This is a genomic window from Hanstruepera ponticola (assembly GCF_012931685.1).
In the GTDB taxonomy this organism is placed as follows: domain Bacteria; phylum Bacteroidota; class Bacteroidia; order Flavobacteriales; family Flavobacteriaceae; genus Hanstruepera; species Hanstruepera ponticola.
In genome coordinates this window covers 47,185-69,989 of the sequence record NZ_JABANC010000007.1, presented here as the reverse complement: position 1 = coordinate 69,989, position 22,805 = coordinate 47,185, and the positions used below count along the sequence as shown (strand labels likewise).

The following is a 22,805-nucleotide window of genomic DNA, read 5'->3' as shown; positions in this document are numbered from 1 at the left end:
TATATTTTATTATTGTAAATTTGCTTCGTTTTTTAAAATTATATCATTTTTCATAATAACACATGTTAAAACACGTTATTTGTGTAATGAAAAAGAAGATTACACTACTAGCCATATTAGCTACTTTTGCAGTTTTTGCGCAACAACGTACATTCAATATTACCTGGGGAGCGGCTAAAATTGTTGAAACAGAATCGTACAGGATTTCTGTGCCTAGTTTCAATTCGGAACATTTTAGCTTTGATGTTAGTACTGGTATTCAATTCATAGCGCAATGGGATATTCAGCAAGTAATTGATGAGAATTCGGTAAGAGTAACAAATGTTTCTTATGCTCCAATATCTAGGGCAGAACTGGCAGGTTTAAATCTTAACTCTATATCAAGTCAATTAAAATACGAGCTTCATAACGCCAAAGCAAGAGATGAAAATTCTGCTTTTTTTACATTATCACCAATAATAAATGAAAACGGCTCTTACAAAAAGGTGACAGCGTTCACAGTTTCTTATCAAAATTCAAACTTTAGTTATAGAAATTCTTACAGAAGGAATATTACCAATTCTGTTTTGAGTTCTGGAAGTTGGTATAAATTTCAAGTTGATAAAACAGGCGTTTATAAAATTTCTAAAAGCTTTTTAGAGCAATTGGGAATTGATATCAATAATATTGATCCAAGACGTATAAAATTATATGGAAATGGTGGTAGAATGATACCTTATGAAAATTCAGAACCATATCCTTATGACATTCAGGAAAACGCCATAAGAATTATTGGTGAAACTGATGGTTATTTTAATGATCAAGATTATATATTATTTTATGCAGAGGGTCCAAAAGGATATGATGCGAGTAGAAACACCAATATTAATTGTTATACAGATTACACTAATTATTTCATAAATATAGGTCCAGGAAATGGTAAGCGCATTCAACCCTTTATACAGCCTTCAGGCAATATTGATTTGGTTGTAGATACTTTTGATAGTTATAAGTTTCATGAATTAGACGAGTATAATTTAGCAAGTGTTGGAAGGAGATGGTTTGGGGATAAGTTTGATATTGAAACCAATAAAACATTTGAATTTAATTTTCCAGATATTATTACCAGTGAGCCCGTAAACTTGAAGGTTATTGTTGCTTCAACTTCTGAAATAGCCACCAGTATGCAGGTAAATGTAAATGGCAATGCTGTGTCAACATTAACCATTCCTGCGGTAAGCGATGCCACTTTGGCTAGTGAAGCTGTTTATGAAGGGATGATAAATGTAAGTTCTGGCAATATTAATGTAGCTCTAAGCTATGATAATGGTGGAAACCCTTCAGCAAAAGGTTATATTGATTACATTTCATTAGAAACTAAACGTAATCTTAATTATCCGGGAGGTCAACTTACATTTTATAATAAAGATGTAGCAACTGCTTCAGGTATTGCACAGTATAATGTGTCTAATACAGCTCAAGTTAAAGAGATATGGGATGTGACGGATATTTACAATGTAGGGAATTTTCTTAATACAGATTCCAATGCCACTTTGAGTTTTACGTCGCCATTAGGAACTTTAAAAAAATATGCCGTGGTTGGTAATAATAATTTTTATCAACCTATAATGGTCTCTAACCCATCGGTCAGTAATCAAAATCTTAAAGGAACTATCTTCAATAATGCTCAAGGTGTTTTTGAGGATATTGATTACATCATTATCACACCAAATAATTTTTATAATCAAGCAGAGCGTCTTGCTCAAATTAATAGAAATCAATATGGCTTGAATGTTAAGGTTGTGAGATTGACTCAAATATATAAGGAATTTAGTACAAGTAATCAAGATATTGGAGCGATAAGAAATTTTGTAAAATATGTCTATGATAATGCGAGCACTGATCAAAGACGTTTAAAATATCTATGTCTTTTTGGTGATGGATCTTATGATTATAAGAATAGACTTTCCTATAATACAAACAACGTCCCTTCTTGGCATGCTTATGATAGCTTTACGCTTACTGGGTCTTTTGTGTCAGATGATTTTTATGGCATGATGGATGAAAATGAAGGAGGTATGCAAACCTTTAATAAATTAGATATTGCTGTTGGAAGAATTTTGGCTGAAACACCTCAACGAGCTAAAGAAATGGTCGATAAAATAGAGTCTTATTACGTGGATGCATCTTATGGGAATTGGCGAAATAATTTTTTAGTTGTTTCTGATGACGTAGATGAGGCTTGGGAAAAAGATTTGCAATTAACAACTGATAGAATTGCAAATGAGGTTTCGGAAGAAAAATCATTTATTAATGCAATTAAAATTCACTCTGACGCTTACCTTCAAGAATCTTCAGCTGGTGGTGATCGCTATCCGCGTGTTACAGTTGCAATGGCAAATGCCATAGAAACAGGAGCATTGGTAGTGAATTATTTTGGACATGGCGGTGAAGATGGACTGGCAAAAGAAAGAATATTTGAAAAAGCTGATGCACAAAACTTAAATAACGTATGTAAACTCAACTGCTTTGTGACAGTAACTTGTGAGTATACGAGATTTGATAATCCTTTAAGACCTACTGCTGGAGAGTTTACTTATTGGAATAAAGATGGTGGAGCGATAGCGTTGATTACAACAACTAGGCAGATTTTTGTAAATGTTGGAAGGAATTTTAATGAAACGTTGAGTGAGTATTTATTTTCATATAGTGATAATGATGACTACAGCGATTATGAATACCCAACTATGGCAGAGGCTTTGAGACTTACAAAAACAGATCCTTTAGTATCTAGTGCTGGTCAGAAAAGATTGGTGTTCTTTATTGGTGATCCTGCTATGAAATTGGCTTTCCCAGAACCAAATATTCGTTTGACTAAAATTAACGATGTTCCAGTAAATCAATCCACAGAAGTATTACAAGCATTAAGTCGCGTAAAGTTTTCTGGGGAAGTTGTTGATTTGCAAGGAAACTTACTTGATGGTTACAATGGTGTCCTGTCTGCAGTTGTTTATGACAAGAATATTGAAAGGCAAACATTGGCAAATGACGGAACAAGGGAAAACGGCCAATTAATTAGAATGAATTTTGAAACATTAGGCCCTGCCATTTTTAGAGGTCAAGCATCCGTATCAAATGGTGAGTTTGAATTTGAATTTATAGTTCCTAGAGATATTGAAATTCCTGAAGGTAATGGTAAAGTTAGCTTTTATGCTAAAAGAAATGATGCTTTAGAAAATCAATCTGGTGCTAATGTTACCGATGTTGTAATCGGAGGTTTAAATACCAATGCACCTGAAGATAATACAGGCCCAGTAATCAATCTATATATGAACGATGAAAGCTTTGTGTCTGGTGGTATTACAAATGAATCGCCTAGTTTGTTGGTGAAACTTGAGGATGACAATGGCATAAATACTGCCAATGGAATTGGTCATGATATCGTAGCAATCCTAGATGGTGATGAAACTAATCAATATGTGCTTAATGATTATTATGAAACTGAATTGGATAACTATCAACGTGGTTCTGCAAACTACCCGCTCCGTGATTTAGAACCAGGATTACACACCTTAACGCTGAAAGCGTGGGATGTTTATAACAATTCATCAACATCAGAAATTCAGTTTGTTGTTCATGATGAAAATCAAAGTCTTGTTATTAACAATGTACTAAATTATCCAAATCCCTTTGTTAATTACACAGAATTTTGGTTTAACCACAATAGTTCAGACCCTTTAGACGTTTCAGTACAGATATTCACTGTTTCTGGTAAATTGGTTAGAACCTTAAATGGTCAAACAAATACATCAGAATGTTGTGGGAAAGGAACTTCAGCATTATCAAGGGATATTGTTTGGGATGGACGTGATGATTTTGGAGATAGAATAGGAAAAGGTGTCTATATCTATAAGTTAACGGTTAGATCACCGTTTTTAAACAAGACCGTTGAAAAAATTGAGAAACTTGTAATACTATAATAAAAAATTATATTTGCTAAATAAATTGAATACATGAAAAACCGAATTTTAATACTCATTGTAATTTTAACAGCATCCTTTGTTAAAGCACAAACTGTTGTGTTGCCAAATAATTTTGATTCCCGAGTCATTACAACGGGTGTGCCATTTTTATTAGTGGCGCCCGAAGCTCGTGGTGCAGCCATGGGAGACATGGGTGTGGCAACATCTGTTGATGTTTTCTCACAACAATGGAATGCCTCCAAATATGCTTTTTCTGAAACCAAACAAGGTGTAGGTGTTAGTTATACGCCATATTTAACCAAAATTGTAAAAGATATCTCGTTAGGATACCTGACATATTTCAATAAAATTAATGAGCGAAGTGCTTTTGCTGCTAGTTTTAAATATTTTGGATTGGGTGAAATAGAATTGGTTCAAGATGAAAATTCGACACCGCTAATAGTAAAGCCTAATGAGATGGCTTTAGATGCATCTTATTCTCTTAAGTTAAGTGAACAATTTGCTATGGGTGTGACTATGCGTTATGTGCGTTCTGATTTAAAAATTGATGCTGTTGATCCCGAGGCTATCGCAGCCAATACATTTGGAGTGGATATTTCAGGTTATTATCAAAGCGAGGAACAAGCCTATAACAGTTTTAATGGTAGAACTAGATTGGCGTTTGCCATACAAAATATTGGTCCAAAATTTAAATATGATGAAGGCGGACAGGAAAACTTTCAGCCAACTACATTACGTTTAGGTGGTGGTTTTGATTTTATTTTAGACGATTTTAATAAAATTTCTGTTACAGCTGAAGTTACTAAACTGTTGGTGCCAACGCCTCCCGTTTATGGTACAGAATTTGAATATACTGATACAAATGGAAATGGGCAATATGATCCTGAAGAAGATGAGTTAGGTGCTGTAGTGACTCCTAATGTTATAATTGATGGTAAAGATCCTAACGTTGGATTTTTTCAAGGGATGTTTCAGTCATTCGGTGATGCACCAGGTGGTTTTAGTGAAGAGATGAAAGAATGGACTTGGGCATTGGGTGCTGAATATACTTATCAAGATTCATTTGCTATTCGTGCAGGATACTTCAATGAGGCTGAAGAAAAAGGAGCAAGACAGTTTTTTGCTATAGGAGCTGGATTTAAGTATAATATTATTGGTGTTGACCTTTCGTATTTATTCTCATCGTCTAAAGTACAAAACCCATTAGAGAATACATTGAGGTTTTCACTGTCATTTAATATTGACAGAGGAGCCTATCAAGAATATTAGTAAAATGATATCATAAAAAATAATTCAAAAAACTATTGCATTGCAATAGTTTTTTTGTCTAAAATAGTTTCTTAATTTAGTGCTTATACTATCCGTATGAAAGAAGTGAAAATAGAATCAGTATTGCAAGTGTTTGATAATTTTGATGAATTACCAGTAAATGCAGCATCTTTAATGAAGCAAGCTATGGCCGCCAGAGAAAACGCTTATGCACCTTACTCAAAATTTAGTGTTGGAGCTGCTATTTTATTGGACAATGATGAGGTTGTAACTGGCAACAATCAGGAAAACGCATCGTACCCTTCAGGGTTATGTGCAGAGAGAACGGCCATTTATTATGCTGGTGCCAAATACCCAGATGCCAAAATTGTTAGAATGGCCTTAACTGCTGGTTCAAGAATTCATCAAACAGTTACACCTATTCCTCCTTGTGGTGCTTGTAGGCAAGCCATTGCTGAATATGAAGTGAAACAAGATGCGCCAATAGAAATTTATTTTATGGGTGAAACTGGTAAAGTTGCGAAATCAAACTCTCTAGCCAATTTATTACCATTAGTTTTTGATAAATCATTTCTATAACGATTTCGGAGTAAATTTTACGATTTTCAGTTTTTTCATTACTAACTAAAGTGTTACTTTTGTTAATCGTTTACTTAATTAACGTAACCAATGCAGAAAATAACAAAAGAAGTTTACCTTAATTGGTATGAAGATATGTTGTTCTGGAGGAAGTTTGAAGATAAACTTGCTGCAGTTTACATCCAACAAAAAGTAAGAGGATTTCTTCACTTATACAATGGTCAAGAGGCTGTGCTAGCTGGAGCTTTACACGCTATGGATCTTTCCAAAGATAAAATGATTACTGCTTACAGAAACCACGTACAACCAATTGGTATGGGAGTTGATCCAAAACGAGTGATGGCAGAGTTGTATGGAAAAGCAACTGGTACTTCACAAGGTTTGGGTGGTTCCATGCACATTTTCTCAAAAGAGCATGGTTTTTATGGAGGTCATGGTATAGTTGGAGGTCAAATTCCTTTAGGTGCGGGTATGGCATTTGGAGATAAGTATCATGAAACAGGTGCTGTAACTCTTTGTTACATGGGAGATGGGGCTGTAAGACAAGGGTCTTTGCATGAGACTTTTAATATGGCTATGAACTGGAAATTACCAGTCGTATTCGTTTGTGAAAATAATGGATATGCTATGGGGACATCTGTAGAAAGAACAGCAAACCATACTGATATTTGGAAACTCGGACTTGGTTATGAAATGCCTTGTGGACCTGTTGATGGTATGAATCCTGTGAAGGTTGCTGAAGCTATGCATGAAGCTATAGAAAGAGCTCGTAGAGGTGATGGCCCAACATTTTTAGAGATGAAAACCTATCGCTACCGAGGACATTCCATGAGTGATGCTCAACATTATAGAACCAAGGATGAGGTTGAAGAATACAAGAAAATAGACCCAATAAATCAAGTAAAGGATATTATTCTTGAAAAGAAATATGCTACTGAAGCCGATATTAAAAAGATTGATAAACGCGTTAAAGATTTGGTAAGTGAATGTGAAAAGTTTGCTGAAGAGTCCCCATGGCCAGAAAAGAGCCTGATGTATGATGCTGTTTATGAACAAGAAGATTATCCATTTTTACAACATAAATTATAAGCTATGGCAGAGATTATAAATATGCCTCGTTTGAGTGATACCATGGAGGAGGGAACCGTTGCTACTTGGTTAAAGAAAGTGGGTGACAAAATTGAAGAAGGTGATATTCTCGCTGAAATTGAAACTGACAAAGCCACTATGGAATTTGAGTCATTTCACGAAGGGACTTTATTGCATATAGGTGTTCAGGAAGGCGAAACTACTAAAGTTGATGAGCTTTTGGCTATTATAGGTGATGAAGGAGAAGATATTTCAGACTTGTTAAATGGTAGCACCAAAAACACGGCTGACAATAAAACTTCTGAAGAAGAAGATAAGAACGCAGATGATAATTCAAAAAACGAAGAATCAGAATCAAAGAAGCAAGATTCTTCTGAAGAAGCTTCAAATGACGATAGTAAAACAGAATTACCCGATGGTGTGACAGTAGTAACCATGCCGCGTTTAAGTGATACCATGGAAGAAGGGACTGTCGCTACATGGTTAAAGAAAGTAGGAGACAAGGTTGAAGAAGGTGATATTCTTGCTGAAATTGAAACAGATAAGGCTACAATGGAGTTTGAATCGTTTCAATCTGGGACTTTATTACATGTTGGGTTGCAAGAAGGTGAATCGGCTAAAGTTGATGCTTTATTAGCCATAATTGGTCCTGAAGGAACAGAGGTTTCAGCAATTGCAAAGAATTTTAACCCATCTGGAGATACTTCTGAAGCTAAAAAGGAAGAATCAAAGCCTGTAGAAAAGCCTAAAGCCGAACCTAAAAAAGAAGCTGTTGCTTCGAATCCAGTAGAAGCAACAAAATCAACTACATCAACTTCAAACGGAAGACTATTTGTTTCTCCGCTGGCTAAAAAAATGGCGGAAGAACGCCATATTAATCTGTCACAAGTCAAAGGGTCAGGTGAAAATGGTCGCATTGTTAAGCGTGATATTGAAAATTATAATCCTGCAGCTAGTTCGGCAGCATCTGTTGGTAAATTTGTGCCTTCTGGACAAGAAGATTTCGATGAGGTAAAGCACTCACAAATGCGTAAGGTTATTGCCAAGCGCCTTGCTGAATCTAAATTTACTGCCCCTCATTATTATTTGAATGTTGAGTTTGATATGGAAAATGCCATTGCTTTTCGTCAGCAATACAATTCAATTCCAGACACAAAAATTTCATACAATGATATTGTAATAAAGGCCTGTGCATTAGCTTTAAAACAACACCCACAAGTCAATTCGCAATGGTTTGACGATCGTATGCAATTAAATAACCATGTGCACATTGGTGTTGCGGTTGCTGTACCTGATGGTTTGGTTGTTCCTGTTGTGCGTTTTGCCAACGAACAAAGCTTACCTCAAATTGGTGCAGCTGTTAAGGATTATGCAGTAAAAGCTAGAAATAAGAAGTTAACTCCTCAAGAAATGGAAGGCAGTACGTTTACTATTTCCAATCTTGGTATGTTCGGAATCGAAAGCTTCACATCCATTATAAATCAGCCTAATTCAGCCATATTATCAGTTGGTGCTATAAAAGAAAAGCCTGTAGTGAAAAACGGACAAATTGTTGTTGGTAATACCATGAAATTAACCATGGCTTGTGATCATAGAACTGTTGATGGTGCAACAGGGTCCGAGTTTTTACTAACACTCAAAGGATATATTGAAAATCCAATTACCATGTTGGTATAATCTAGAATAAGCTAGTAAGAATAATATAAATCCCACTACAAATATTTCAAGTGGGATTTTTTTTATCTTTAAACAAATTAAAATTCTATCAATGAAAAGCATTCTTATAATCTTTACTTTTTTATTGTTTTACAATTGTAAAGCAACAAAGACAGAAGCATCGAATACCAATAAAGAAGAAACTACATATAGCGTTCCAGCTAAAGATGTAAAGGTGAATCTTGATGCGTCTGATTTTAAAAAATCAATCAAAGAAAGTATGTTTTTTCTCGCTTCAGATGATCTAGAAGGAAGAGCTACAGGTTCAGTTGGTATTGAAAAGGCTGCAGTATTTATAGAAAATTTTTTAATGACAAATGATATCAAACCTTATTTTGAAACCTATCGTGACAGTTTTAGACTTAAGGATATTATAGGTTATAATATTGTTGGAGTTGTTGAAGGAAATGACCCCAAGCTCAAAAATGAGTATATAATTCTCGGAGGTCATTACGATCATATTGGAATGGGAAAAGAAGTTAATGGCGATAAGATTGCTAATGGTGCCAATGATGATGCATCAGGTACTATTGCAGCTATGGAGTTTGCTAAATATTTTGCGAAAAGCAAAACTAATAAACGCAGTATTCTGGTAACCTTATATGCGGCAGAAGAAATGGGGTTAAAAGGTTCAGGGCATTTAGCAGAAAGATTGAAAGCAGAAGGTATAAATGCTTATACCATGATTAATTTTGAAATGATAGGTGTGCCAAGAGCATCTGATAAATCTTTATCGTATATGAGTGGGTATGAACGGTCGAATTTTGCTGAAACACTTAATAAATACGCTGGAGAGGAGGTTGTAGGATTTTTTCCTCAAGCAAAAGAATTTCAACTGTTTATGAGGTCAGATAATTATCCGTTTTATAAGGCTTTAAATATTCCTGCACATGCCATTTCAACATTTGATTTCTCCAATTTTGATTATTATCATCATGTTGATGATGAAGCCGATAAAATGGATTATGATCATATGGCTAATTTTGTTGTAAAAATGATTCCTGCATTGCAAGGTATGATGAATACTGAAAATAAAGAAGTTGTATTGAAAGATGAGTAAGAATATAATTATTACAGGAACAAGTCGTGGTATTGGTTTTGAGTTAGTACATTTATTTGCCAAACAGGGATTCAATATATTGGCACTGTCTAGAAATGCACAACCTGTAAATAACATGCATTTTGATAATATTACGTCATTTGCATTTGATTTGTGTAACCAATCTGATTATCAAAAAGTATCTAAATTCATTGACAAAGAATGGGGACATGTCGATGTCTTAATTAATAATGCAGGAATGTTATTAAACAAGCCTTTTGTTGAAACAACTATTGCCGATTTTGAAAAGGTTTACCGAACTAATGTTTTTGGTGTTTCTGAAATGATTAGAACAGTATTAGCTTTCATGAATAAAGGGAGTCATGTTGTTACCATTAGCTCGATGGGTGGCATTCAAGGTAGTATGAAATTTCCAGGACTTTCGGCTTACAGCTCAAGTAAAGGGGCAGTCATTACATTAACTGAATTATTGGCAGAGGAGTATAAAGATTCTGGTATATCATTTAACGCTTTGGCTTTAGGTGCTGTGCAAACTGAAATGTTAGAAGAGGCATTTCCAGATTATCAGGCACCTACTACAGCTTTAGAAATGGCAAATTACATTCTTGATTTTGCCTTAAATGGACAAAAATTTTACAACGGAAAAACGCTGCAGGTATCCAACTCAACACCTTAAATATTATTTTTTTGCAATGCCAATCATAACATAACGATTGTGTTTGGGAATTAATTTTTCAATCAAAGTATCTAGTTTCCCGAGCATTTGACGTTGCTTTTCTGTTTTTCCAAAGGTACCAAAAAAACCTACTGTTTTATATTCAAGACTTTTGTAAGAATTAAATAGTTTTACAATGTCATTCAATTTCATATAATACCACTTACTTCCCCAGCCTACAAATTTCTTTCTAGCATACATATGTAAAAAAGAACCCTCCAAGTTTTCAATAAATACCACACGTCCGCCAGGTTTTAAGCTTTTATGGATAGAATCAATTGTTTGCTGTTCTAAACGCTTTCCTGAATCAATGCTGACGCCTCCTAACACCGACTTGAAGACTACCAAATCAAAATGATTCTCATAAGGAATTTTTGAGGCATCTATGGCTTCATAGGTTATGTTTTGTTCGCAACCATGCTTTTTGTGAAGTGCAATGGTTTTATCCAACTCATGCTGTTGATCTGTATAACTTACATCTGAACAAATGACTTGGTTGTTATTTAAAGCTAGCCATAATGACAAACCACCTTGTCTTGCACCCAATTCAAGACATTGATAACCTTTGTCTTTGACATCTAAATGTTTTTTCCAAAAATCAAAACTTTTTGACCAGTTTACAATATCCCAAGCTATAATATCGTCTATTAATTCCTTTTTCATTTAATTTATGGTAACACCTTGAGTAGTAAAAGAAATTCCTAATTGTTCAATAGTTGAAATCATAACAGCTTCAAAAAAAGGTTCGTGTAGCGATTCATTTATAGTCCAATCAAATACAAAATTGGCACCTGCACCACCAGTAGTATCTCTTTCATCAATAACTATTTCAATGGTTTCAAGTGGTTTTATATAAATAGGATAATCAAAGTACGTGCGTATCAAGTTACCTTTAGTATCATAATACGCTGCTTTATTCAAATAAATAGATTCACTAGGGTTTATATTTCTCAAGCTTACTGTAGCGGTTAAATTTATGGTAAGATGCTCTGACTCGCTATAGATTTCAGAATATACTGGTAGATAGCTTTGCCCAATTCTTAAGCTGTCACTAAGGTCAATTGTGACACGTCGTTTCTCCCAATTAACTGGGTCAATGGAACTTATTTCTTTGTCATTCTCACAGGACAAAAAACTAAAAATTAGTATCAGAGGTATGAAAAAATATCTCATTAAAAATGTTTTAACATTAATGTTTTTCAATTTAACAATTTTATTGTTTTGTAGCATGGCTTTTCATTTTAAAAAGAAGTAATTTTGCATAATTTTAGAATACTATGCATCAAACAACAAATACCATTTTAATGATTCGTCCTGTAAGTTTTAGGATGAATGAGCAAACAGCTGTAAATAATTACTTCCAGGAAGACTTAGATTTAAAAAATGCTGAAATTAATGCTAAAGCACAGGAGGAGTTTGATGCTTTTGTTGAAAAATTGCGTGCTGTTGGTGTTAATGTTATTGTTGAAAATGATGATAAATTAATGGATACACCTGATTCTATTTTTCCAAATAATTGGGTTAGCTTTCATGAAAATGGTGATGTTGCCTTATACCCAATGTTTGCTGAAAATAGACGTAAGGAAAGACGCGATGAGGTTTTTATTAGACTTGAAAAAGAAGGTTTCAAGATTGAAAACATTGTTGACTATACAAGTGCCGAAGAAGAAGGTGTATTTTTGGAAGGTACAGGTAGCTTGTTGCTAGATAGAATAAATCATAAAGCATATTGTGCTTTATCACCAAGAGCAGATGAAGAACTCTTTATTGAGTTTTGTGAAGATTTTGAATATACACCCATAGTGTTCACAGCAAATCAAACTGTTGATGGTGAACGTTTACCTATTTATCATACCAATGTTATGATGTGTTTGGCAGAAAAATTTGCGGTAATCTGCTTGGATAGTATTGATGATAAAAAAGAGCGCAAGCAAGTTGTTAAGAGTCTTAAAGAAGATGGTAAAACAATCATAAGTATAACTGAATCACAAATGCATCAGTTTGCTGGAAACATGTTGCAGGTTAGAGGACATTTAAATCAACGTTATTTGGTAATGAGCCAAGCTGCTCATAATAGTTTAACTAAAGCTCAAATTACAGAAATTGAAAAATTCTGTCCTATTATATCTAGTTCGTTAGAAACTATTGAAACATGTGGTGGTGGTAGTGCTCGTTGTATGATGGCAGAAGTGTTTTTGCCAAAAAATTAAGTGTTTTGCGGATTGGATTTAGGTAGTTCTACGTAGAACGTGCTGCCTCTATTAAGGTCGCTTTCAACCCAAATCTTACCGTGATTTAAATCAACAAGTTCTTTACAGATGCTTAAACCTAAACCAGTTCCTTTCTCGTTGCCAGTTCCCACAGTGGTAAACGTACTGTTTTTAAACAGTTTCTTTTGATTTTCAGGAGAAATGCCCACGCCAGTATCTGAAATACTAATAATGGATTTACCGCTGCTTATGTGGTTTGATATGGTGATGGTGTCGCCTTCCTTACTAAATTTAATAGCATTTGTCAATAAGTTTTGGATGACTATCTCCACCATACTTCTATCGGCATACACAAAATCACGCAGTGTTTTGTTTCTCAACAAAATACCTTTTTTGTCCATTTTTTGTTCCAGTAACTGCACTTTTTCTTCAAAAACCTCTTGAATATCAAACAAAGAAGGGTTTGATTCCAACGATTGCATTTGAGATTTTGACCAATTAAGTAAATTGAATAACAACATGGAGGCATTATTGGCATTCTCACTTAACTCGGGAATCAGATTGTTGAATTCACTTTGAGAAAGTTGTCCATCTTTTAATAAATCAATAAACCCTTTAATAGATGTCAAGGAGTCTTTTAAATCATGTGAAACAATTGAGAACAATTTATCTTTCACTTTATTGATGTCTTCTAAGTGCTTCGTTTGCTCTAAAATGGCTTCATTTTGTAATTCAATCTTTTTGTTTTTATCTTCTAAATCTTGAGTGTACAGCAGGTTATTATTTCTTTTTAAATAGGTTAATATAAAAAAGATAAGCACTATTGAAAGTGCTGCAATAAGCCCATATACAACAAGCTTTAAATCCTTAATCCTCTTTTCGTTTAAGAGGGTTTCTTTATTGTGTTCATCAATAAGTGCCGTGTTATTTGATGTAGCCGTTGACGTAATATTTTTTAGTGTAGATTCGTCAATGTCAGAATAACTAGGTTTAATAATCTTTTCTTTATCTAATTTGCTTTTTAACTCATAATAATCCCGTTGCCACTTAAATGCACGTTCAAAATTTCGGCTGGTTGAATCCAACTGCCTTCTTAATTCATAGTTTTTTAAGAGTTCTGATTTGTTGTTAATGGCCTTGGCAATATTTCCAGCTTCGTTTAATCTAATATCGGCAAGTTTGGTTCTTTTTTGCTGAATATTCAATTTTCCTAAATTGTTCAATGAGATTAAAAGACCAAGTTGATTATCGGTCTTTCTATTAAGTTGTAATCCTTCAATAAGATATTCTGATGCTTCATCGTAATCTTTAAATTGGAGATACTCACCTCCTAATCTTGGTAAAATTTCGCCTCTTAAGGAGTCATTATCAGTGCCAATTAGGTTTAGTACTTTTTCGTAAAAATCAATAGCTTTTCTATTTTCTTTTTCTTCAGAATATAGTTCTGCTAGCGTTTTGTAGGTACTTATAATTCCTGCTTGGTTTTGTAATTCTTCCTCTATTTCAAGACGCTTCAGGTTAAACTCAATTGATTTTAATCTATCATTGGTTTTTTCATAAGCTGTAGCCAGGCTTTTATAGGCGGAACTCAATTCACGCTTTAAATTACGTTTTTCCAATTCCTCAATAGCTGATAGCGCATGCTGAAGTCCTTTTTTATAATTTCCACGCTCAATTTCAATGAGTCCGATGCTATTATTTACCTTGGCAACACTTAAAGTATCTTGTTGTGCTAAAAACAATTCTTTAGACTTAGAATAATTGGCAATGGCATTGATATAATCATTCTTTTTGGCGTAGATTTTTGCTTTGTAGTATGTTATTTCGGCTATGCCTTTTTCATAATTCAAATCATTGGAAAGCTTTTCGCTTTGCGCAATGTATTGCAATGCTTTATTGTAATCCCCTTGATTATAAAGCACTTTAACAAGACGTAATGAGGTTTTTACTTTGGAGGTGTCAGCCTTTTGGAAAGCTAGCTGTATGGTAAGACTGTCCTGTTCCATGGTTTGTGAAAAACCAGTAAAAACAGAAAGGAAAATAATTAAAGTAATTAATTTCTTCATACAGTAAATACACAACAACAATTGGTATATCTTTTTTCTGAAACAGAAAACAATGATATCATTGAAGCTTGTGATATGTTAGTTAGTTTAAGAAAGCTCATTAATTTGGGGATTAATAGCATTACTAAACAAAAATTAACAAAACCCTTGCAAAAAGCTAATTTTTAGGTTTTAATGCCAAAAAATTAGTTGAAATGGATGCCTGTTTTTTTGTAAAAAAAGTACTACTCGATTAACGGCATAAATCTTGGAAAAACGACACTTTTGTCGATGAAATGCACAATGACTCTAATGTCTAAATTAGATATCCTGATTCGTCATAAAACAGCGCGAATTTGAATATTGTTTTTTTTCAGTATATTCATTAGAATTTAAACCAAAAACATATGAATAAAACAGTTAAAATGATCTTACTAGTAGTTGGAATTATATTGGTTATTTACGGTATTTATACCCTTATTGCACCAGAAGCTTCAGTAGGAATAGGTGATTTAAGTATTGAGGCTCAAGATAATGATAATTCATATATCACTATTGCTTTAGGAATCGCATCTGTAGCATTAAGTTTTTTGGGTGGTAAAAAATCATAAACATTAAATTTTGGCGTAAAAAAAGCCTGTTTACAACTCAAACAGGCTTTTTTATTATCACATATTTACAAGTGTCACTTTAATAAAAGTTTTATCTTTGCAGTCTTAAAAAATCAGACATGAATCTTCAGGAAACGCTTTTAAAATCAGTAAAGCAAGCTGTAAAGCAAATTTATAATAGTGATTTATCAACTGTTGAATTCCAAGCCACGCGTAAGGAGTTTCCAGGTGATATTACGGTTGTTATTTTTTCTATGTTACGCGTGGTAAAAGGCAATCCTGTTCAAATAGGAGAGAACATTGGTCAGTATTTAATGGAACATGTTGATGAGGTCAAGGGATTTAATGTGGTTAAAGGATTTTTGAATATTGAGATTCAGGATAGTTATTTTCTTCAGAGTTTTAATGACATTTTTAATGATGAAGCATTTGGTGCCATCAAGCCAAAACCGAATGATAAAGCGGTTATGGTTGAATATTCTTCGCCAAATACAAACAAGCCGTTGCATTTAGGGCATATACGTAATAACTTGCTGGGTTATAGTGTTTCTGAAATTTTAAAAGCCTCTGGCAAAAAGGTTTATAAAACTCAAATTATCAACGATCGTGGTATTCATATTTGTAAGAGTATGTTGGCATGGCAGCGTTTTGGTAATGGCGAAACTCCTGAAAGCACTGGTGTAAAAGGCGATAAGTTGGTTGGGAATTACTATGTAAAGTTTGACCAAGAGTACAAAAAGGAAATAACCCATTTGATTTCTGAAGGTAAAACTGAAGAAGAAGCTAAAAAGGTAGCGCCAATTTTAGTGGAAGCCCAAGATATGCTGCGTCAATGGGAGGCAGGAGATTCCGAAGTGGTTAAGCTTTGGGAAACCATGAACGGTTGGGTTTATGACGGATTTGATATTACGTATAAAAATCTGGGCGTTGACTTTGATAAACTATATTACGAAAGTGAAACCTATTTATTAGGTAAAGAGTTTGTTGAAGAAGGTCTAAAAACGGGTGTTTTTTATAAAAAAGAAGATGGTTCAGTCTGGTGTGATTTGACCGATGATGGCTTGGACGAAAAAATTGTACTACGTGCTGACGGAACTGCTGTTTATATGACCCAAGATATTGGAACCGCCATTCAACGTGTAAAAGACTATCCTGACGTTGGTGGAATGGTTTATACGGTTGGGAATGAACAGGAATACCATTTTAAGGTTTTGTTCCTAATCATTAAAAAACTAGGTTTTGAATGGGCAGAAAATTTATACCATTTAAGTTATGGTATGGTCGATTTGCCAAGTGGTAAAATGAAAAGTCGTGAAGGCACTGTAGTTGATGCTGATGATTTGATGGATGAAATGGCGCAAACTGCCGAAGACATCTCAAAAGAGTTAGGCAAATTAGATGGTTATTCTGAAGCTGATAAGCAAGCACTTTACCATATTATTGGATTGGGAGCCTTAAAATATTATATTCTAAAAGTTGACCCTAGAAAACGTATTTTGTTTGATCCCAAGGAATCTGTAGATTTTCAAGGAAACACAGGGCCTTTTATTCAATATACCTATGCCAGAATACAGGCTATTTTACGTAAAGCAGATTTTGATTACAGCAATCACGTAGCACCTGTAAACTTACATGATAAAGAACGTGAGCTGATTAAGCAAGTCCAATTATTCCCAGAAACGGTACAACTGGCAGCTAGCAATTTTAGTCCGGCTTTGATTGCTAATTATACGTATGATTTAGTAAAGGAGTTTAATTCATTTTACCAAAACGTCTCTATTTTAGGGGCTGATGACCAAGCAGAAAAAGTATTTAGAGTACAACTATCACACGTAGTTGGCAGAACAATCAAACAAGCATTCGCGTTATTAGGAATTCAGGTGCCTGATAGAATGTAGATTGGGATTACGCTTATCGTCTCTGTGTATGTATTCGTGCGGATTTTAACCGAGCGCTTTGCGATCGGATGAGCCGATTACGGCGAAAAATTCGCTGGAGTAAAACAGCAAGGCTCTGACTTGCAAGTTTTCCGATTGTTCTTAATGTTTCTTAAAAGTAGGAATTATTCTTTTAGTTAACTAACATAGAATAAATTATACACGTTGTTGGCATTAGTTTTATTAAAAAATATTCTCAAGAAATTTCTTTAAGTTTCTTTCAACTTTAGTTTTTCCAGCAATAGTATTTTCGTAAAATAATGTTCTAAATCCAGATATGTCAAAAGGAAGTTTATCTCTTTTTATATCACTTAATAAAATTGTTGGTTTCTCAATTGCATGAGCATAACCTACTTCATAAAATACATTTGGATTGTCAGGTGTAATTTCTGCAATAATTACGGACGCATTTTTTATTGATTTTACTATGTCTTTTATAATTGGTGTTGCTGTGTAAAATTCGTCAGCTCTCTCAACTTCAAGTCCATAACTTTCGCAAACTGGTTTAATTACCTCAGTATATAATTGATTATAATCTTCGGTAAATTGCATTACTATAAATGCCTTTGGTTTTAAAAGATTTACTTTAAAGTTTTTAACAATTATTTCTTTTCTTGATGAAAAGGCAATTTGAAGTTGTCCTTTTCTGACATTTTCTATTGCAGATGCAATTAAAATGCCATTAACAAATAGAGAAATTATTGAACCAGTAACTGTAATTTTTAATTTGTAGAATTTAGAGGTGTCAAAAGTTTCTTGTTCACCAACTCCCTTAAGTAATTCCCATTTATTTGTTTTTCTGTTAAATTGAACTATTCCATATAAATAACCTGATGTATTTAGTCCAACATTCAAGTCAGGTCCAGTATCACTGTTTAAAATTAGTTGGCAAATTCCATAAATATCTTTGGATTGAACTTCAAATTCAATCGTTCCATTTTCAAATTCAATATCAGTGCTAACAATTGAATTTACAATTCTATCTTCGTTTAATTCATCCTTTATGGTTTTTGGAATGTACTTTATTTCTGTCTCAGTTATTTCCGAAAAACCTGATGTGACAAGCCAATTTTTTTTCATATTCTTTTCTTTAAATTAATGCCAACGTAGTGATATAAATCGTTTTAATGTTTTATATCTCATGATAAGCGAAGTTAGTTTTTTAAGTTTATAAAGTCAATACGTAGTTGTACGTAATTTTGCTTGAATGTGTGGTTAATCACTTGATAAAATTCAGAAATTATTTTTAGATTAGTACCGTAATTTATAAATAAAAATAGCGTGATGAAAAATAAATGGGTTATCCATAAAGTATGTATCCTAGCAATACTCTTTATAATTGCAGGTTGTTCCAGTTCAAGTGATGATAGTGGCTCTGGAGGTGGAAATGGAGGCGGAAATGGAGGCGGCAACAATGTGTCTGTTCAGGTGCAACAAGTAAAAGCACTTATGTTACAAGGCACTTGGCGTGTGGCATTTTATTTTGATACTGATCATGAAGAAACCAATAACTATACAACATTTGGTTTTAGTTTTACGTCACAAGGCACGGTAGCTGCTACTGATGGTATTGATACTCATAATGGTACTTATTTGGTGTCAAATAACAGTAACAATGATGGTGTGAATTTTAATTTATCATTTGATTCTCCACCAGCTTATGAGGAATTGTCTGATGACTGGCATGTAGAATCTTATACGGAGTCACGAATTGAGTTGACAAATGATGGTACAGACGAACTAATTTTCGAAAAAATATAGTTGCTTAAAAACTTACCCGAAAGGTAAAGTTGGGTGTTATACCCAAAGATTGCGTATTGATTTCGGTAACCGTGTTTTGGTTGTTTAGCTGATAATAGTTGTTAATGGTATTTTTAGTATTAAAGAGATTCCAAATAGAGGCACCTAAATGTGCTTGCCATTTTTTGGTAAGCTTAAATTTATATGTCGCTGAACAATCGGTTCTAAAATAACTTGAAAGATTACTGCTGTTTGGTTCATTATAGTTTATGTTTCCAATGGCTATAGGGTTTTCAGTATTGTAACCTGTTGTAGGTCTTCCGGAATGCCAATTCATACCTAAAGCCAATTTTAAATTATTAATACTGTAGGTTCCGGCAAAAGTAATTTGGTGTCTTATGTCAATGTTATTGGGAAAGTCAATGCCATTATTAAGATCATTAAAAGTGTAATCATTTTTACTTACCGAATAGCTTAACCAAGTACTCCAGTTATCAAATTGCTGGTTAATTAAAAAATCTAACCCTGATATTGTATAGGAGCCACTCGTGTTGGTATATTGATATTGGTTTTGAAACCCTTGACTTCTAGAGGTAATACCTTCAACCTGTTTGATGTATCCTTCCAAACTAACTAGCAGTGATTTCTTTTTATAATGTGTTCCCAATGATAACTGCTGACTTTGAATAATTGGTATATCGTCATTGTTGGACAGTATCCAGCGCCTTTTTTCAACACCTAGAAAATCATCTTGTAAATCAATTATTTGAGAAGCCGTCTGACTTTTCAGTTCGGCTAATAGTTCTAACCTAAAGTTTTTTGAAATCTTTTGATTGATTGCCAATCTAGGCTCCATAAAAAAGTCAGAAAACTGTTCAATATAATTAGCGCGAAGCCCTAATCTGGCATAGGTTTTTCCTGAATTAGACTTAAAACTAACTTCGTTAAATAGACCGTGTGCCCGAAGTACTTCCTTCACGTAACGCCTATATTCAGGATTAGAAACGTCTTCTAGGTTGCTCATGCCAATTTCAGCATATTGATAGCCTCCTAAATAATTTAAATTACCATTTATTTGATAATTGGCTTGAAATTCAAACCTATTGTCTCTGACATCATTTTCTTGGATGAGCCGTTGATTATTACTTACATCGTTGTTTTTTGAGTTTAAATCATAATTAGATAATGAGGTCGTTATTGTGGTTTGTAATTTGGGTTGCCAATTTCGTTTGTATTCAAATCCCAAAGCCATACTTTCTTGTATCAGTTTACTGGTTGAAGATTGACTGAAGCTGTTAGCAATTGAAGTTTCGCGATAATCCAAGGAATTAAATATTTTCAGACCACTTATAGTTATTTGATCTTTTGGGGTGGGTTTTAATATCACTTTAGCTGAAACATCATAAAAATAAAAGCGTTCGTCTTGGGTAATACGATTACTGTTTTGTTGAGTTAAATCTGAATCTTGAAAAATCCTATCAAAATACTGGTTGTAAGTAGGTGTATTAAAAACATCGGTAAGCGACCGTTTTGCTGAAACTTGAACACCAATTTTTTTAGTAATAGGTACTTTAATATAACCATCTGCGGCAATTAGATTACTACCAAATCCACCTTGAACTTTATCATGAATACTATCAGAACTATGCATATTAATTATTCCTGAAACACCGTCGCCAAATTGGGCGCTTGTACCATTTTTAGAAATGGATACAGCATTGATTAATGAGGGATTGAATGCAGAAATCAAACCAAAAAAATGACCTGATTGATACATTTTTATGCCATCCCACATAATAAGATTTTGATCATTTGTTCCACCTCGAATATTAAGGTTAGATACACGCTCATCAACACTAGTTATTCCCGGAAGTGCTTGAATAGTTTGCAAAACATCAGGTTCAATCAAGCCAGGTAATATGCCAAATTCGTCAAGATTTATTTCAGAGGTGCCATCAGTTTTTATGGAAATTCCTTCAGTTAAGAATTTGGTGATAAGCACTTCGTCTAAAAATTGAGTGTCAGTAATAGAATTTCTTATAACATAGTTGTTAGTGTCTATTTGCTGAAATACCAAATGGGTTTCTTTTTGTAAGAATGTGATGAGGGTTTCAAGAGATAGGTCTTCATCAGGAAGCCTAACAGTTTTACCAATCACATGCTCATCGGCATAGGAAAAACGAACTTGATATTGTTCTGATAACATTTCGAGAACATCAGAAAGCGGCTCCTTATTAGTTTGATTTTGAGCACGAACTAAAAGAAAATTACATAAAAATAAACAGGTAATAATTATTGTTTTAATACTACTCACGGTTTAGTACAATCACACTGTTTTTAATGTTAAAGTTAAGGTTTAAAGGTAGCGTAATAGTCTTTAGAGCTAATTCCTGATTGTCGTGAACAAAACTTCCTGTGTATAATCGTTCAGAATCAATAGCATCAGAATTAAATGAAACCTTGTATTGCCGTTCAAATTCACGTAACACATACTTGTAAGGAATACTCTTAAAATAACTTTCGTTACCCAGCCAACTTGGTTTTTTGTTTTTTTCTTTTTCTTGAGCAATATATTTCCCATCAATGATTAAAAACTGGTCTCCAGGTTTTAACACTTTGGTTTTTGTATTAGCAATGACTTTTACAGAGCCTTCATAGCAAGTGACTTCAAAATAGTCATGTCTGTTTTTTACATTGAATTCAGTACCAAGAACCGTTATGTTTCCTGAACTTGTTAAAACGGTGAATTCTGATCCTTTTTCAACATCAAAAAAGGCTTCGCCATCCAAGTGTACATCTCTTTTGGAACTCCAATTCTTTTTATTGAAAGTAAGTGACGATTTAGCATTCAGTGTTACTAATGTTTGATCTGGTAAGGTGATTTCAGTCTTTTCTGCTAATAGGGTTTCCGTTGTGGTGTCAAGTGTTGTTGTATAATAATACATGCTGAAAATGACTGCAATAACAGCGGCAATTCTTAAAAATGGTTTAAACCAAGCCGTATTGTTTTTTGTATTGTTACTTGTTGAAATTTTCTCTTGAATTTTAGAGTATACTGATTCATTATCTAATTCGGGAGCCGAGAAGTCCTTTAGAGCATGTGATAATTTTTTCAAATCAGGATAGTCATCCAATGCTTTGAAAGCGCTTTCTTCTTCAGCATTCAAGTCGTGATTCAACCATTTTTTTATTAAATATTCTCTATCCATAATCAGTATTTCATATATATAACAGACTTGACTCTTTTTCTCCTACCTCAAAGTATTAAATTCCCTCAATTTCTTTTCGTAATTGTTTTAATGCACCATAAATACGTTTCTCAACAGCTTTTTGTGAAATATTCAAAACTTCAGCGATTTCTTTATGCTTCTTGCCTTCAATACGGTTCATTAAGAATGCCACACGTTGTGCTTCGGTTAAGTTAGAAATAGCCTTTTGTAATTTTAGTTTATATTCTTGTTCCTGCATTAGGAATTCCGGATCTTCATGGGTAGATGATTTGGGCTTGGTTTCCTGAAATTTTAACACGACTTTTTGATGGGCAATATCATTCAATGTTAAATTGTTGGCAACCGTAAATAAAAATGATTTTGCCTTTGAAGGTTTAACATCTTTGCACTTTTGCCAAAGCTTTACAAAAGCTTCTTGGACTTTGTCTTGCGGATTAATATGACTACCAAATTTGTAATATAGGAAATCATGTAGGTCTTTAGAATAGTCACTAAATGCCTTTGAAAATAAAGCTTCATCGCAAATATGGTTGTTTAAGTCTTTGGGCATTTTTAGGTTTTATGTTCGTAAATGTATAAAAAAAGAAATACAGAGGTAGGACATTTTTAAACGGAACTGTTATATTGTAAATAACCAATAAA

At 33.8% G+C, this 22,805-nt stretch carries 18 protein-coding genes; 11 read left to right on the top strand and 7 right to left on the bottom strand.

The window, feature by feature from the left end; all coding sequences use genetic code 11:
• Positions 1–86 precede the first annotated feature (86 nt).
• The 7 genes from porU (at position 87) to HGK31_RS13545 (ending at position 10,351) form a co-directional block, all read left to right on the top strand.
• Positions 87–3,959, top strand: a complete 3,873-nt coding sequence (porU, locus tag HGK31_RS13575; protein ID WP_191860762.1) for a type IX secretion system sortase PorU — start codon at positions 87–89, stop codon at positions 3,957–3,959.
• A 33-nt stretch (positions 3,960–3,992) separates the two neighbouring features.
• Complete coding sequence (porV, locus tag HGK31_RS13570) at positions 3,993–5,231, top strand: type IX secretion system outer membrane channel protein PorV (protein WP_191860760.1); 1,239 nt, start codon at positions 3,993–3,995, stop codon at positions 5,229–5,231.
• A 96-nt stretch (positions 5,232–5,327) separates the two neighbouring features.
• Complete coding sequence (gene cdd, locus HGK31_RS13565; RefSeq protein WP_191860758.1) at positions 5,328–5,810, top strand: cytidine deaminase; 483 nt, start codon at positions 5,328–5,330, stop codon at positions 5,808–5,810.
• A gap of 90 nt (positions 5,811–5,900) precedes the next feature.
• The gene (pdhA, locus tag HGK31_RS13560) at positions 5,901–6,899 is read left to right on the top strand and encodes a pyruvate dehydrogenase (acetyl-transferring) E1 component subunit alpha (protein WP_104736376.1); all 999 of its coding nucleotides are present in this window, start codon (positions 5,901–5,903) and stop codon (positions 6,897–6,899) included.
• 3 nt (positions 6,900–6,902) lie between these two features.
• Positions 6,903–8,576, top strand: a complete 1,674-nt coding sequence (locus HGK31_RS13555) for a pyruvate dehydrogenase complex dihydrolipoamide acetyltransferase (RefSeq protein WP_191860756.1) — start codon at positions 6,903–6,905, stop codon at positions 8,574–8,576.
• Between the two features lie 91 nt (positions 8,577–8,667).
• The gene (locus HGK31_RS13550; protein WP_191860754.1) at positions 8,668–9,675 is read left to right on the top strand and encodes a M28 family metallopeptidase; all 1,008 of its coding nucleotides are present in this window, start codon (positions 8,668–8,670) and stop codon (positions 9,673–9,675) included.
• On the top strand, positions 9,668–10,351 hold the full coding sequence (locus tag HGK31_RS13545) for an SDR family NAD(P)-dependent oxidoreductase (protein ID WP_104736379.1): 684 nt from the start codon (positions 9,668–9,670) through the stop codon (positions 10,349–10,351). Before HGK31_RS13550 ends, HGK31_RS13545 begins: the two co-directional genes overlap by 8 nt.
• A 3-nt stretch (positions 10,352–10,354) precedes the next feature.
• Here the strand turns inward: HGK31_RS13545 and HGK31_RS13540 are convergent, their stop codons facing one another.
• Both HGK31_RS13540 and HGK31_RS13535 read right to left on the bottom strand, forming a co-directional pair.
• Positions 10,355–11,053 (bottom strand): class I SAM-dependent methyltransferase, encoded by a 699-nt coding sequence (locus HGK31_RS13540; RefSeq protein ID WP_191860753.1) that lies wholly within the window; start codon positions 11,051–11,053, stop codon positions 10,355–10,357.
• Positions 11,054–11,563, bottom strand: coding sequence for a DUF3124 domain-containing protein (locus HGK31_RS13535; RefSeq protein ID WP_191860751.1), 510 nt, complete (start codon positions 11,561–11,563; stop codon positions 11,054–11,056).
• Between the two features lie 104 nt (positions 11,564–11,667).
• Here HGK31_RS13535 and ctlX point away from each other — a divergent pair, with 104 nt between their 5' ends.
• Complete coding sequence (gene ctlX, locus HGK31_RS13530; protein WP_191860749.1) at positions 11,668–12,600, top strand: citrulline utilization hydrolase CtlX; 933 nt, start codon at positions 11,668–11,670, stop codon at positions 12,598–12,600.
• Here ctlX and HGK31_RS13525 read toward each other — a convergent pair.
• On the bottom strand, positions 12,597–14,666 hold the full coding sequence (locus HGK31_RS13525; RefSeq protein WP_191860747.1) for a tetratricopeptide repeat-containing sensor histidine kinase: 2,070 nt from the start codon (positions 14,664–14,666) through the stop codon (positions 12,597–12,599). The genes ctlX and HGK31_RS13525 overlap by 4 nt on opposite strands.
• 386 nt (positions 14,667–15,052) lie before the next feature.
• On the opposite strand from HGK31_RS13525, the gene HGK31_RS13520 reads away from it, so the two are divergent.
• Positions 15,053–15,256 carry a hypothetical protein gene (locus HGK31_RS13520; RefSeq protein WP_104736383.1) on the top strand — a complete coding sequence of 68 codons (204 nt, stop codon included), beginning with the start codon at positions 15,053–15,055 and terminating at the stop codon, positions 15,254–15,256.
• Between the two features lie 119 nt (positions 15,257–15,375).
• On the top strand, positions 15,376–17,154 hold the full coding sequence (gene argS, locus HGK31_RS13515) for an arginine--tRNA ligase (protein WP_191860745.1): 1,779 nt from the start codon (positions 15,376–15,378) through the stop codon (positions 17,152–17,154).
• A 222-nt stretch (positions 17,155–17,376) separates the two neighbouring features.
• On the opposite strand, the gene HGK31_RS13510 is transcribed toward argS, so the two are convergent.
• Positions 17,377–18,273, bottom strand: a complete 897-nt coding sequence (locus tag HGK31_RS13510; protein WP_191860743.1) for a TIR domain-containing protein — start codon at positions 18,271–18,273, stop codon at positions 17,377–17,379.
• A gap of 204 nt (positions 18,274–18,477) precedes the next feature.
• On the opposite strand from HGK31_RS13510, the gene HGK31_RS13505 reads away from it, so the two are divergent.
• Entirely contained in the window at positions 18,478–18,954 is a 477-nt protein-coding gene (locus tag HGK31_RS13505; RefSeq protein ID WP_191860741.1) for a hypothetical protein, read from the top strand.
• 4 nt (positions 18,955–18,958) lie between these two features.
• On the opposite strand, the gene HGK31_RS13500 is transcribed toward HGK31_RS13505, so the two are convergent.
• Genes HGK31_RS13500 through HGK31_RS13490 form a run of 3 tightly spaced genes read right to left on the bottom strand, consistent with a single transcriptional unit; the run spans position 18,959 to position 22,713 of the window.
• Positions 18,959–21,247 (bottom strand): TonB-dependent receptor plug domain-containing protein, encoded by a 2,289-nt coding sequence (locus HGK31_RS13500; protein ID WP_191860739.1) that lies wholly within the window; start codon positions 21,245–21,247, stop codon positions 18,959–18,961.
• Complete coding sequence (locus HGK31_RS13495; protein ID WP_191860737.1) at positions 21,240–22,142, bottom strand: FecR family protein; 903 nt, start codon at positions 22,140–22,142, stop codon at positions 21,240–21,242. The genes HGK31_RS13500 and HGK31_RS13495 overlap by 8 nt, the downstream gene beginning before the upstream one ends.
• A 55-nt stretch (positions 22,143–22,197) precedes the next feature.
• Positions 22,198–22,713 (bottom strand): RNA polymerase sigma factor, encoded by a 516-nt coding sequence (locus HGK31_RS13490; RefSeq protein WP_191860735.1) that lies wholly within the window; start codon positions 22,711–22,713, stop codon positions 22,198–22,200.
• Between the last annotated feature and the right edge of the window lie 92 nt (positions 22,714–22,805).